The organism is Levilactobacillus sp. HBUAS70063 (assembly GCF_038374745.1).
Taxonomy (GTDB): Bacteria; Bacillota; Bacilli; order Lactobacillales; family Lactobacillaceae; genus Levilactobacillus.
The window spans coordinates 133625-146328 of the sequence record NZ_JBANSM010000003.1; the positions used below are offsets into that span (position 1 = coordinate 133625).

Here is a 12704-nt window from a genome sequence, read left to right on the forward strand (position 1 = left end):
ACTACGGAGCGCCGTTACTATCCTAAATCATCTTAATCTTGTCCATCAACTGCTCAATCGTAATTCCCTGAAGGTAGGCGACTGTCTGGGATTCGACGTCCCCAAGAATACTTTTAAACATGTCCTGGAATCTGACCTTGTCCTTCTCGGTCCACGACCACGTAGATATTGGCCAGCGTGATGTCTTACGGCAGTGTAGCGAGACCAGCCCCTAGCTACGGTTTTCTATTGAAAAATTACCACTAGATCTCAGCACGATTATTTTAATATATAACTAAACAACTTGGTTAATGTTATTATAAAATACATATGGAGTTCATAAGTTATTCACACTTCGTTGCTATTCTAAAATCATTCAAAAAGAGGACAGCTCGCACCCCATAGGAGACGGAGGATTACCGCATGAAGAAGATAATACGAGCGATTATGATAGTGGGATGTTTTTTGGGATTGGCGTCATTGCTACGGATTCACGCGCAGCAGCGAGAAGATGTGATTCAGACGGCGGTTCTCCAGGACCGAACGGGGACGGCGGTTAAAGAGGTCACGAGCCATCAGCCGCAAGCCTTACAGATGGCGCTGACCGTTAAGTTACCGGCAGGGGAGACGTTACTGACGTTAGCCGATCAGGACAATGTAAAGTTTAAAGTCGGCGACATCACTGACCTTCAGTCCGAAGAGGACATTACAGCGCGGGTCGATCAACAGCATCAATTATTGTTAAAAAATGCTCAAAATGAGTCGCGTGAGGTCGAGGTCATCGTCCCGTTGACCATCGCCGACCCGCTACTTCTTTCTAGTTTACAACTCGAACTCCAAGTCGCCGATTCGGTGGAAACCTTCACCCTCCCCGAGGTCGCGGTAATTGCGACCGACACCGAGGAAGCGGTTAAGGAGTCGACGAAAGACGCTTCAAAGGAATCTTCAAGAAAGTCCGACAAGGCGTCCAGTCAGCAGCGACCAGCCGATTCGGCAAAGGACACAACGACCAAGGATTCCGTCGCTAAAGAGGTGACCACTAAGGACGATGCCAAAGAGTCAACCACTTCAAGCGATAACCAGACTGCTGAAAGTAAGCAGCCAAGTTCGCAAACCAATGGGAATTCATCATCCAAGCAGGCGACGAAGACTAGCGAGTCAACGACCAAACAAGCGGCGAGTGACGAGATAGCCAAGGTAGCGAGTGCTACGCAAACGAAGGATTTACAACGACTGGCGTCCATCAAGTCGGCGTTAGCCAGCGAAGAAATCCCCGTTCACCGGGCGCAGATCCAGATGGAAAGCTGGTCGGATGAGTTGATTATGGGTGGCACGATCTTGGATAAAGATGTCACGCTCTACGAAAAGAAATTGGGAGAAGACCAAAATATTAAAGTAGGTGGCTATTACGGTGGTACCAATTTCAACAACTTTGAGACGCGTTACCACTCGTCTTACCTGCAAAAAAATGGTGGGGAAAAGGCCTACGCCATTGCAATTAATGGGCAGCCAACTTTAAACGAAACCGACACCATAGAAGTCTACTATCCCAATGTTGGCGCGTATACCACGTCAACCACGGCGGAGACGCCGACGGAACAGATGGGCGTTCTCATTCAGATTTCAAACCTTAAGTACCATGAAAAGATTGGGAAAGAAAATGCTGGACGAGCCTACTTTGACTTCTCCAACAATTTCTACTCCGGCATGGTGTACAACGGCATTTACGAGTTTGACCTCGACATGACGTTTACCGATGCCGAGGAGATGAAAGCCCTACGCTTCCCCGAAAAGAATGCTCAAGACGACTATCGGACGCACTTCACGTTCGGGTCGTTGAATGGTAATGCGTCTGGTCAACACGAATGGGCCGGTACCCGGTCGGACTTGCCAGGAAAATTGGCGCCCAATGCCCTAATTAAAGACGATGGCAATGGTTGGTATGAAGGCATTGGTATCGGCGTAACCCCGGAGGAAGACCACAGTGGTGATCAATACTGGGGCGACTACCTCGGTTCCAGCGACTACGAACTAGGCGCGGTGTCCTTCCCGATGGTTGGGACCACGCAGCTCTTTAAGCTCCGAAGCGAATTCGGCTTCACGTGGCAGTCGTTTTCTAGTGGCTACATCATGCCCCTAGAGCCCGCGGCGCCGCAGAAGACGGTTCATCGGACTAGCGAACTAGGGTCTGAGAACAACAACCTCGATGGCGTAACCATCGACCGGGATGCCGACGACCTCAACAGTTTCTACTACACGATTTATCAACCAACGTACAGCATCCCCAACGAGTCCATCGCCAAGCCGAATGAGATTATCTTCCGCGACCGACTGCCGCAGGGCGTCACCGCCACGAAAGAAAACATTCAGCTGTTCAATACCGATGGTAATCTAATTGACGTCAAAAAAGGCGATATCACCATTTCCGAGGATGGGACGGTCGTTTATCGGCTGTCTGACCAGGAGATTGAGGCGTTGACGTTCGACGGAAAGTCCTTTGCGATTCAACTGAAAGTGACGCTGGCCGATGACTTCGTGGGCGGCCTCAAGAACCGGGCCAGCATCGAGTTTAACTCCGGCGACGAACACACTTGGCGTAAACGTACGAATCGCGTGGTGACACGGTTCTTCCGCGGTTACCCGCATGAATTCCAAAAGATTGATGGCACCACCAACCAGCCACTGACGGGTGCGGAATTCATCGTTCAAAACGCAAACGGCGAGTACCTGACGTTTGATCGGAGCGGCAAGTTTGAAAAAGTGGTGACGGACAGAGCGGCGGCGACCCGGCTAACGGGCGACGACACCGGTAAGCTGAAGGTTACGGGGCTTCCGCGGGGCAACTACACGCTGATTGAAACGCGGGCGCCGGAGGGTTACGTCATTGGCCCAGCCACGAAATTTACCGTGTCGAATCAGGCCCAGAGCACCCCACAACAGATTAAAAACGATCCGTACAGCCTGCCCGTAACCGGGGGGCAAGGCATCTTCTGGTTCATCATCATTGGGCTCACGCTCACCCTATCATCGATTGTCATTTGGCGCACACACCCTAGAAGAGGATAACCCATGAAATTCATTAAAGTACGACAACTATTACTCGCGACCTTCGCCGTTTGTGGCCTGGCCCTTGGTGGCTGTGCCGTGGCTCAGGCTAATGAGGCGCCGAATGCGGTGACGATTAAACTTCACAAGCTGGATAATCGATCGGACGAAACCGAGACGCAGCACGAGGATTCGAACCGGGTGATTGAAAACACTGGGGAGGAATTGACGAAATTCTCGGATGGCGTGAGCGTGACCCCCTACGATGCCCAGAAACTGGAGGCCGTGACCTTTGGGATCTATGACCTGACGGCATTTCTGGCAGATAAGCAGGTCGTGAGTGGTCAGACCTCCGCCGAAGAGTTTGAAAAGGTTCGCGACGACGTGATTGCGGAGATTGTCGGTGATAAGACCGACCCGGCCGAGGTTCTACGGGCACAGAAAGATTTTGTAAAGAAACATAAACTACAGCCGATTCAAACGAAAAAGCTAACCGACTCATCGGGCATCTTAACCTTTACTGGACTGGCGAATAAGGGCTTCTACCTGATTATGGAAACTGAGGCGCCAACCCATCATTTGACGGGGCTCTCGGCGCCCATGATTATCGGGCTACCCCTGTCTAACCGGGCGACCATCCACCTATACCCCAAGAACCTAGTTGCCCGGGACGTGGACCCGGAGATTCACAAGGTCGGGCGTAACCCGGAAAGGCCGACTAGCGGTAAGTATCTAGGACTGGAAGGCGTGAAGTTTACGCTGCAACGGGCGGACGGCAAGGGTGAGTCGCGAGACTTGGTGACGGATAAGGACGGTAACATCGCCTTTGGTAGCCTGGAGGTCGGGACCGAATATGTCCTGACGGAGGCTGACAACTCACGGTATCCTTACTACGACCAGGTAAGTGCCAAGGACCATAAGACAGCGCTGACGTTTACCGTGGACAAGGAAGGAAACGTTAAGGCGAAGGAAATGTTGCCGGACGCCAAGCACTTTGTCATTAGAGGGTCAAAGATTAGCATCTTAAACGACCTGACGCTGGGCGGGGCGAAGTTCAAGAAGGTTGATTCCAAGACCGAAAAAGGACTAGTCGGCGCGAAGTTTAAGGTGCAAAAGGTCGATTCAGATGGGAACATCTTCTGGGCAGTCTTTAACCGTGGGACCTTTGTGAAATGGGTCGACAAAAAAGCTAACGGAACGACGTTGACCTCGGATCAGCACGGAAGATTCCAGTTCAATGGGGTGCCCTACGTGTATGATGGCAAGGTGACGTATAACCTGATTGAAACGCAAGCGCCGGCCGGTTATGCCCTGTTGAAGGAAGCAACTGAATTTGAAATCGATGGTCGGGTGCACCTCGAGACCATTAAGAACCATAGCTACGCGCTTCCGGTTACCGGGGGAATGGGCATTTGGCTATTTCTCCTCATCGGGGGACTCCTGATGGGTGGCGCGGGTTATCTGTACTACCGGCAACGGCGGTCAAGCTAACTTGGACAATTAGAGAAGGGAGGGCTCCCGATGCGCAAATGGCTGGTGATCCTACTGGGATGTTTAGGTCTGGGCGTGATTGGCTATCCGGCTGCCAGTAACTTGGTCACCGGGTGGCGTCAGCAGGGGGTCCTGGTGGCCTACAAGAATCAGCTGAAAACGGCGAGTCGGGACCATCGACGAGCCCTTCAGCGGTCCTTACAACGGCAAACCACGGCTACGGGGATGGCGGTTATCGACCTGTTTAAGACCGAGACGACCCGTTTCATGGAAACCACGCCGCTAGCATTGGTGGCGATTCCCAAAATCGATGTGGAACTTCCCGTGTTTGTCGGGACCAGCGATGCGGTGCTCCAGAAGTATGCGGGACTGGTCCACGGAACCGATGTCCCCCAGGGCAAACGCAATCAGCATAGCCTGATTACCGCGCATCGTGGGGCGCCCAATGCCATCCTCTTCACGGATCTTCCGCGGTTGAAACGTGGCGACCGATTTTACCTGAAGAATGCTTACGGGCTGATGACCTACGAGGTAACGACCATTCGGACCGTCAAGGCGACTACGCGTCAGCCGGTTCTCCGCTCGGCGGCCAAGAATCAGGTGACACTGATGACCTGTACGCCGTATATGATTAACACCCATCGCCTGTTGGTGACGGGGGAAAGAATTCCCAACGCTACCCAGACGATTCCCAAGGGCAAGTTTGTCTGGGACTGGTACAAGATTGGTTTGCTGGTGTTGGCGGGATTATTGCTGATTGGCGGCGCATGGGCGGCTTACCGTCGCTATCGCCGGGCGAAGGAGGGAAAATAAATGGCTAAGCGCAAGCGACGATTTAGAAAAAGTTCCCTCTGGTTGCTGGCGATGTTTCTGGTGGGCAGTGGACTGGTGCTCCTCGGGCTGACGCAGAGGTCGTCCATCACGCGGATGGGTGAAACGGCGCTGCGGGGGATGACGGTGGAGAGTGTCCAGCAAGCTAAGCGAACGGCGCAAGGCAAGACGGCGTCGTTTAACTATCAAAAGACAGCCCAGCTGACACCACTGACGGTCGGCGGCTATGGGCTCCGTGAGCTAGTGGGCAACAGCGGCTACGATGGGGCGGTCGGGCAACTCCGCGTCCCGACGGTGGGGTTAGACCTGCCGATTGGCGTTGGCGTGAGCAATGCCGTGCTGGTTCGGGGAGCGGGAACGCTCAAGGCGGACCAGCAGATGGGTCAGGGCAATTACGCGCTGGCGGGGCACTATATGACGGCGAAGCGCCTGCTGTTTTCGCCACTCAAGGGTGTCCGCAGGGGAAATCAGATTTACCTGACGGATAAGCGGCGAACCTACCGTTACCAAGTCACCCGCGTCCAGGTGGTCGATCGCCACCGGATAGAGGTTATTGATGATGTCCCCGGCCAGCGCCTCGTCACCCTGGTGACCTGCGCCTCTGCCAGGCGCGGTGAGCCGAAGCGGCTGGTGGTTCGCGGCGAGCTACAGGCGGTGAAGCGGGTGGCGACTAGGGATTAAACAGAAAGCGTAAAAAGCCATTCTGGTCTGGAGTTGATTCCAGGTCAGAACGGCTTTTTTGGTGGTTGGGTGGGATGAGGAGAGGTGGAAATTGTTTCATGTGAAACAGGGAGGTTTTAGGTGGGGAGAATACTGATTTAAAAAGGCACCTGCAGGGGAGCGCCCCCACATCTGTGGGGAATACCAATCGTGTACGTTTACGTTGGGGCCAACAATAGGATCACCCCCACACCTGTGGGGAATACCGCTGAAAAGCGGTGTGGTTGGGCCTTTTTTTAGGATCACCCCCACACCTGTGGGGAATACCAGGAGGTGTGGTGATATGTAATGCGACGTAAGGGATCACCCCCACACCTGTGGGGAATACACTAAACAATCCTTGTCATACTGGACCTCTGTATTTACAAAATCACTCAGATTAGTCAGTTTGCTCTTACAGCATACAATATTGAGGATAGATTAACAATGAATATGACGAGGCATCATTATAAAGAGTGGTGATGCTTCTAAAAGCTACAGAAGAGATATCATTGGGATGTTTAAATTTGGCGTATGTTGTTATCTAACAAGTCAGGAAGGAACTCAAACAAGTGGGTTTTAGAAAATATGGGATACACTCCGATGGGTTTATTTAATCTTGAAAGGCACCACCCAAAACAAAGAGCTCCCCCTAGCCAGCTAACTAGAGGGAGCCTTGCACTAATACATTTCAAAAAAATTTACTTTCCAGTCGTCCCCAACTCCAACAACCGATGGCGTAGCGCATCGTCGTAGGCCGTCAGGTACAAGCCGTATTTCCCACGCTTCATCAGCACGTTTAATACGTTGGCGATGAAGGTTTTGTATTCTTCCTGGGTGAAATGCCGGTCCTTACGCTTCTTGAAAATCTCCTTGTGCGAATATTTTTCAGGAATAATAGTCATCGTATCCGTCTGCGGGTCGTAGCCAAAGGACGGGCCAATAATCATGCCCACGTAGTTCAAATCGAAACCTTGCAGGGTGTAGATGGTGCCCACCTGCGTGATGGAACCCTCTCGCTTGGCCCAGTGGGTTCGCTGGGGGTCCCATTCGTCCCATGGCAGATTAAAGCTATCCATCTCCACGTTGTGCCGGCCGTCAATCCGCGGGAATCCTGAGGTCGCGACCATCCGACTCATGCCGACTTCCTTATTCCGTTGCTTAATCTTTTCAAACATCGCCCCAGCCGTGTCAAATAGCTTAAATTCGAAGTTGCTATCATCCGGGAAGGGCTTCATCGGCTTCTCGGCGGTCAGATCGTCCATCCAAGCAACCTGGTCATCGTTAGCCACCATCCGATACTGGAAGTTCATACTGAATAATTTATGTGGATGGGAACCAATCGTTTTATAAAGTAAGTCGCGGTCCCAATACATCTTTGACTGGAAGACCTGGTCAAAGTCATAAACGACCACGACCACCTTAGCCAAATTCATCAAGTCCGTCAGTTGATTTTGTCCACGGTAGTGCGCGTAGGGTTCCGACTTGGAATAGAGCAAGTGGGCCTCGTCCACGAAGATGATGTCATACTTCTTATGGTTCTTTTGCGCATAATTGATCAGCGAGGTTGGTCGTCGAATCTCGCTGGCCTTCATGTTGGGAATGGAAGCGGCAAGGTCGCGGTAAGCCTTATACAATTCCGGGTGATTGACCACGAGTGAGGTCTTATAGTGTCGGTCAGTCATGTATTGCCGAACCAATTCCATCAAAACGACCGATTTACCGGTTCCCGCGGCGCCTTCAATAATGGCCACGGCGGACGTGTCGCCGGTCAAACCCTGTCTGATGTAAGCGTTGAGGTTGGTGATCACCGATTTTTGGTCGTCCGAGAGATCATCGACAAAGAATTGTTCTTGTAAAATTTTATTCATGTGTGCGTGATAGCTCCTACTATAAATTTGATTAGCCGTTCGTTAAAAAAGCTATTGTTATTATAGCAGTTACTGACAGTATTGACGGAACTTAAAGAAGAAAGGTCATGTCGATGTTGGCCGTCAGCTGCGCCAATACCGATTAAATGGCTTCACCAATGTTTCATGTGAAACATGGCCAACATCACGTACAACCACAAACGCGCCAGTCAGGAAAGACTTCCCGGCTGACGCGTTTTAATTAAGCCAATGATTTATACAAGATTCGATTCAATCGGCCAAAGCGATCCGCACGCCGATCGACCAGCTCATAATCCAGGTGCTCGTACAGCCCCACGTGGCGGGTCACAATGTACAGGCCATCGATTTTAGCCGCCCGGGCCGTGTTCTCCGCGTGCTGGACCAATTTTAGGCTGAGCCCCTGTCCCCGATAGGTCGGGTTCACGTAGACCGAGCTCACGAAGGGCGAGTAGGGGGTGTCGGGCACGATGTCCGTGGCCAGCAGTGCGCAGAAGCCGGCCAAGGCCCCGCCATCCGTGGCGTAGACCACTCGCTCCCACGGCTGCCAGGTGGCCGTTCGCATGCGCTTGGCGAGTGCCGCGCCCGCCGGCCAAGTGATTGCGCCAATCTGTTCGGCCGCTTGGCCCCACGCCGAATGATGCGGTGTCAGTAATTGTGTCGTCAACATCGCCAGTCCGCCTTTAGGTCCACAAGTAGCCGTTCTCTTGGTCCACCGCCTTTTGCGCGGCGAGATTCAAGTAGTTGAACGGCTCGTTGAAATTAGGCGAGAACAGCATGTCTAGCATCGCTAGCTGGTCGATAGTCCCGCCGTTTTGCATGATGCCCGACACAGTATTGGCCGCCTGAGAGACATCGTGTTCACACAGCAGCTGTGCGCCGAGAACCTTCCGATTATTGCGGTCATAGATTAAAATCACCGTGATGGGGTAGGCGTTGGGCATGAAGTTCGGACGATAAGGGCCCGTGTAGGTGACGCTGGCCGCGTTAATCTTAACCTCCCGCGTCCGGCGCAACGTCAGGCCGGTACAGGCAAGCGTGTGGTTGAAGACCTGCATACCCGTGGTAATCTGGGTGCCAATCGTGCGGAGTCGCCGTTCGAAAACGTTGATTCCGGCCAGGGCGCCTTGCCGAATGGCGTGAGACACCAGCGGCGCATAGGTCACCGTCTTAATCGGATTGTAGTGGCTCACCGCGGCATCTCCCGCGGCTAAAATGTCGGGGTCCGAGGATTGCATGTAGTCGTCAGTCAGGATTGCTCCGTTTGGCGCCATAGCAACCTGTCCCTGCAGGAGCTCCGTTTGCGGAATCACGCCCGCGCTGATGGCGGCCATGTCAACCTCGAAGTCACCGGCCTCGGAGTTCAGCAGGAGTTGCCCGTCCGGTGCATCCTGAAAACCAGTCACCCGGGTGTTAGTGAGAACGTGAACGCCCTTATCGGTAAGCAATTGCGTAATCTTAGCGGCCAATTCGGACTCGATGTATTCATCGAGGAGCTGGGCGGGTTGTTGGATTAAAATCACCTCGTGGCCGGATTCGCGGTACCCTTCGGCCAGTTCAACGCCGACGTAGCCACCCCCAATGATGGCGACCTTTTGGCGTTGAGCGGTATAGGTGCAGATGTTGTTGGCCTGACTGTAGGTCTTGCACAGCAATACGCGAGGATTCTCGATGCCCGGGATAGCGGGGATCGCCGTAATCGACCCAGTCGCCATGATCAGCTTGTCATAGGTCACGGTCGTCATGGCCTTGGTGATCAGGTCTTGGACCAATAGGGAATGATCGCGGGCGTCCACGCGGATGACATCGTGATTTAATTCCAGGTCCACGCCGCGGCGCGTAAAGTCGGCGGGTTCCTGGTACTGGGCGTCCGAGAGTGCCCGAACGGTGCCTTTAATATGTAAATAGGTGGCGCAAGATAGATAGGAAATGTCGGCCTGGCGCTCGTAGACGGCAATTTCCGCTTGGGGATAATTTTTGAGGATTTGTTTAACCGCGGCGATACCGGCGTGCGTGCAGCCAATGATAACGACTTTCATTTCGACAAGCCCTTTCTTTTTTAACTTATTTCGGTATTTTATAGTATACTGATGTTATAGTTAATGCAAACCATCCGTTTAGGGGGTATTTTTATTGGAAACCACTTATCGTTATTTCGTTCAACCACAGATTGATACGGCCACTAAGACCATTTTTGGCTACGAACTGTTGATGAAACAACTTACCCCTGATGGCTGGCGACTGCCGGAGTCCTTTTCCGCAATCGATCCGCAGATTATCGCGGATCTGCTCGTGGAGACGACCAAGGTGTTATCGCTCAAAGTTCGCTATTGTTCGGTCAATGTGAGCCGTGAACAGTTGATGACCACGCCGATTACCCACGCCATTATCAAGAGTCAAGAACAACTCTACCCCACGAAACTAGTGGTGGAGTTAACCGAAGACGATGGCCCGCAGAAGTACACGATGGCCGACCTGTTGCCGCAACTCAAGCGGTTCATTGATCAGGGTATGGAGCTGTCCCTCGATGACGTCGGGACGGGCGATAATTACTTCAAGGATGTTCAAGAACTATTGCCGTTAGCCTCAGAGATTAAATTTGCTTTGCAGAACTTCAACCGGGATTTCAAGGATCCCCACATTTTACAAAAGCTCCACTTCTGGCACGCGATTAGCGCCGAATACGGCCTGCGCCTCGTGTTAGAGGGGATTGAAGACCAAGCGGATAACCGCCTCAGCAAGAAGTTGGGGATTCGGTTGAAGCAAGGCTACTACTTTAGTAAACCACAATTGTTGAAGTTACCACAAGATACTTGTTTGGCCTAAATGAATAATCTGTCCCATTGATGGGCAAGGGGAGTTTGACCGGTGAAATTGGCCGGGAGGCTGCTCTTTTTTGTTGAGGTGAAACGGCCCCTAAAGACGCTCACAGCGGCGATGGGCCGCGGGCTGTGACCACTGTTAATAGTCGGCTAGTGCCGTGCCTGCTGGCGTAATGCCGTCATGGTGGCCGTTTGAAAGGTGGCGATGAGGTCGTGAATCGTGGTTAAGGATTCTTGTTGACCGCCCAGTAGCCATTCACGCCAGATCCGATAGACGCCGGCAGACATGAACTGCGTCCAGTATTTTTGCTGCGTGGCAGTGGCGCCGTCCCACGTCATGGTGACTGCATAGAAGCGCTGCATGTTCTGGTCAAAAATCTGTTGAAAGATGCTTTCAAATCCCCGCGTCACGGAGAGTTTGAGCGTGGGGCCTAGCTGTGTGAAGAAGGTACCCAACGCGGCGAGCTTCTGGTCTTGCGGGACGTGAGCCAAGATATCATCGAATTGCTGGGTGATGATCGGGGTAAAGTGGGCCGTCAACACATCGGCTAACGTCGTGAAATGACGGTAAAACGCCATGCGACTGACGCCGGCGCGTTTGACCACGGCCGTTACGGTCAAATCATTGAGGTCCTTGGTTTCGAGTAGTTGTAACAGGGCGGTTGCCAGATAATTCTGGGAATCTTGCTTAATTTCTTGGGCGTGATTAGTCGCTGCCATAACACATGCTCCATTCTGTCAGAGATGCGCGAAATTCGCTTGAATCCCACGTGGCCTCATTGTATGCTACTTCCACAGACGTTACAAGTGAAACGAAAGCGAGAGTGACAAATGATGAAGAAGCAGTTAGTGGTCGTCACGGGTGGGAGTGGCTTCATTGCCATTCACATTATTTTACAGTTGTTGCAACGCGGATTCGCGGTGCGGACTACGGTTCGTTCCCTAAAGAAGACGGCGTTAATTCGAGAAATGTTGACTAACGGTGGTGTCACGGACTTCCATGACTTGGAGGTCGTTGCGGCCGATTTAACCAGCGATGCCCACTGGTCAGAGACGTTACAGGGGGCCACTTACGCGATTCACGTGGCTTCGCCCACCCCGAATCGGGTCTTTAAGGATGAAAATGAGATGATTCAACCGGCCGTGAATGGGGTATTACGCGTATTGACGGCCGCTCGCGACGCCGGGGTCAAGCGCGTGGTTCTGACGTCGGCGTATGGGGCGATCTTTGCCGGCCATCCGCGGCGAACCACGCCCTACACGGAGGCGGATTGGTCGGATGTTTCGGCGAAGAAGGTTCACGCCTACCAGAAGTCTAAAACGCTAGCGGAACGGGCAGCCTGGCAGTTTATTCGGGAATCGGGCCGCGGCATGGCGCTAACCGCGGTCAATCCCGTGGCGGTGATGGGGCCGGTACTGGCCAACGACTACTCGCACTCGAATGGCCAAATTCGTCAGCTGTTAGAGGGTCAGCTCAAGGCGGTTCCCCGCGTCGATTCGGGTTACGTGGACGTCCGTGACGTGGCCACGCTACACATTTTAGCCATGCTGGCGCCTCAGGCCGCGGGTGAGCGCTTTCTGGCGACGACGGGAGAAACGCTGTCCATGTTGGACGTGGCCGAGGTCTTGCGGACGGCCTTTCCCCAATTTGCGGACCAGTTGCCCACGCGGACCATTCCTAACAGTGCGATTAAGCTGGCGGCGTTGGTGAAACCGGAGTTACGGATGGTCGCTTCGCTTGTGGGAGAATATGCCGGAACGCGTAATGATAAGGCGGTGCGGCTGCTGGACTGGCATCCCCGGTCGGCACAGACGGCCATCGTGGCGACGGCCCAATCCATGCTAGATTTAGGAATTGTTCAGGCCCCAGGGGTATCGTAAAAGGTAGACCATTTCCCACGGTGGAGATGGTTTTTTTATAAATAAAATTATAATAGAATACAATAAA

10 protein-coding genes are annotated in these 12704 nt (G+C 52.9%); 6 read left to right on the forward strand and 4 right to left on the reverse strand.

The features are described from left to right. Positions 1–402 precede the first annotated feature (402 nt). The 4 genes from V8I28_RS05525 to V8I28_RS05540 are packed head-to-tail and all read left to right on the forward strand — an operon-like array spanning position 403 to position 6027. On the forward strand, positions 403–3045 hold the full coding sequence (locus tag V8I28_RS05525) for a SpaA isopeptide-forming pilin-related protein (RefSeq protein WP_341779129.1): 2643 nt from the start codon (positions 403–405) through the stop codon (positions 3043–3045). Positions 3046–3048: 3 nt separating this feature from the next. Next, entirely contained in the window at positions 3049–4515 is a 1467-nt protein-coding gene (locus V8I28_RS05530; RefSeq protein ID WP_341779130.1) for a SpaA isopeptide-forming pilin-related protein, read from the forward strand. Positions 4516–4545: 30 nt separating this feature from the next. Then, entirely contained in the window at positions 4546–5328 is a 783-nt protein-coding gene (locus V8I28_RS05535; protein ID WP_341779131.1) for a class C sortase, read from the forward strand. Further along, a complete protein-coding gene (locus V8I28_RS05540; RefSeq protein WP_341779132.1) occupies positions 5329–6027 on the forward strand; it encodes a class A sortase in 699 nt (232 codons plus the stop codon). It abuts the gene before it with no gap. 719 nt (positions 6028–6746) lie between these two features. On the opposite strand, the gene V8I28_RS05545 is transcribed toward V8I28_RS05540, so the two are convergent. The 3 genes from V8I28_RS05545 to V8I28_RS05555 form a co-directional block, all read right to left on the reverse strand. After that, entirely contained in the window at positions 6747–7916 is a 1170-nt protein-coding gene (locus tag V8I28_RS05545) for a DUF2075 domain-containing protein (RefSeq protein ID WP_341779133.1), read from the reverse strand. A 241-nt stretch (positions 7917–8157) separates the two neighbouring features. After that, the gene (locus tag V8I28_RS05550) at positions 8158–8604 is read right to left on the reverse strand and encodes a GNAT family N-acetyltransferase (protein WP_341779134.1); all 447 of its coding nucleotides are present in this window, start codon (positions 8602–8604) and stop codon (positions 8158–8160) included. Between the two features lie 13 nt (positions 8605–8617). Further along, positions 8618–9973 (reverse strand): FAD-dependent oxidoreductase, encoded by a 1356-nt coding sequence (locus tag V8I28_RS05555; protein ID WP_341779135.1) that lies wholly within the window; start codon positions 9971–9973, stop codon positions 8618–8620. Positions 9974–10067: 94 nt separating this feature from the next. On the opposite strand from V8I28_RS05555, the gene V8I28_RS05560 reads away from it, so the two are divergent. Further along, positions 10068–10760 carry an EAL domain-containing protein gene (locus tag V8I28_RS05560; protein ID WP_341779136.1) on the forward strand — a complete coding sequence of 231 codons (693 nt, stop codon included), beginning with the start codon at positions 10068–10070 and terminating at the stop codon, positions 10758–10760. Between the two features lie 146 nt (positions 10761–10906). Here the strand turns inward: V8I28_RS05560 and V8I28_RS05565 are convergent, their stop codons facing one another. Continuing rightward, positions 10907–11476 carry a TetR/AcrR family transcriptional regulator gene (locus V8I28_RS05565; protein ID WP_341779137.1) on the reverse strand — a complete coding sequence of 190 codons (570 nt, stop codon included), beginning with the start codon at positions 11474–11476 and terminating at the stop codon, positions 10907–10909. A 114-nt stretch (positions 11477–11590) separates the two neighbouring features. On the opposite strand from V8I28_RS05565, the gene V8I28_RS05570 reads away from it, so the two are divergent. Further along, the gene (locus tag V8I28_RS05570) at positions 11591–12637 is read left to right on the forward strand and encodes an SDR family oxidoreductase (RefSeq protein WP_341779138.1); all 1047 of its coding nucleotides are present in this window, start codon (positions 11591–11593) and stop codon (positions 12635–12637) included. The last annotated feature ends 67 nt before the right edge of the window (positions 12638–12704 follow it).

What these genes read in the sequence shown, in the direction of transcription:
- V8I28_RS05540 (WP_341779132.1), top strand. Translation starts at nt 5,329, where the DNA reads ATGGCTAAGCGCAAGCGACGATTTAGAAAAAGTTCCCTCTGGTTGCTG.
- V8I28_RS05570 (WP_341779138.1), top strand. Translation starts at nt 11,591, where the DNA reads ATGAAGAAGCAGTTAGTGGTCGTCACGGGTGGGAGTGGCTTCATTGCC.
- V8I28_RS05525 (WP_341779129.1), top strand. Translation starts at nt 403, where the DNA reads ATGAAGAAGATAATACGAGCGATTATGATAGTGGGATGTTTTTTGGGA.
- V8I28_RS05550 (WP_341779134.1), bottom strand. Translation starts at nt 8,604, where the DNA reads ATGTTGACGACACAATTACTGACACCGCATCATTCGGCGTGGGGCCAA.
- V8I28_RS05535 (WP_341779131.1), top strand. Translation starts at nt 4,546, where the DNA reads ATGCGCAAATGGCTGGTGATCCTACTGGGATGTTTAGGTCTGGGCGTG.
- V8I28_RS05555 (WP_341779135.1), bottom strand. Translation starts at nt 9,973, where the DNA reads ATGAAAGTCGTTATCATTGGCTGCACGCACGCCGGTATCGCCGCGGTT.
- V8I28_RS05545 (WP_341779133.1), bottom strand. Translation starts at nt 7,916, where the DNA reads ATGAATAAAATTTTACAAGAACAATTCTTTGTCGATGATCTCTCGGAC.
- V8I28_RS05530 (WP_341779130.1), top strand. Translation starts at nt 3,049, where the DNA reads ATGAAATTCATTAAAGTACGACAACTATTACTCGCGACCTTCGCCGTT.
- V8I28_RS05565 (WP_341779137.1), bottom strand. Translation starts at nt 11,476, where the DNA reads ATGGCAGCGACTAATCACGCCCAAGAAATTAAGCAAGATTCCCAGAAT.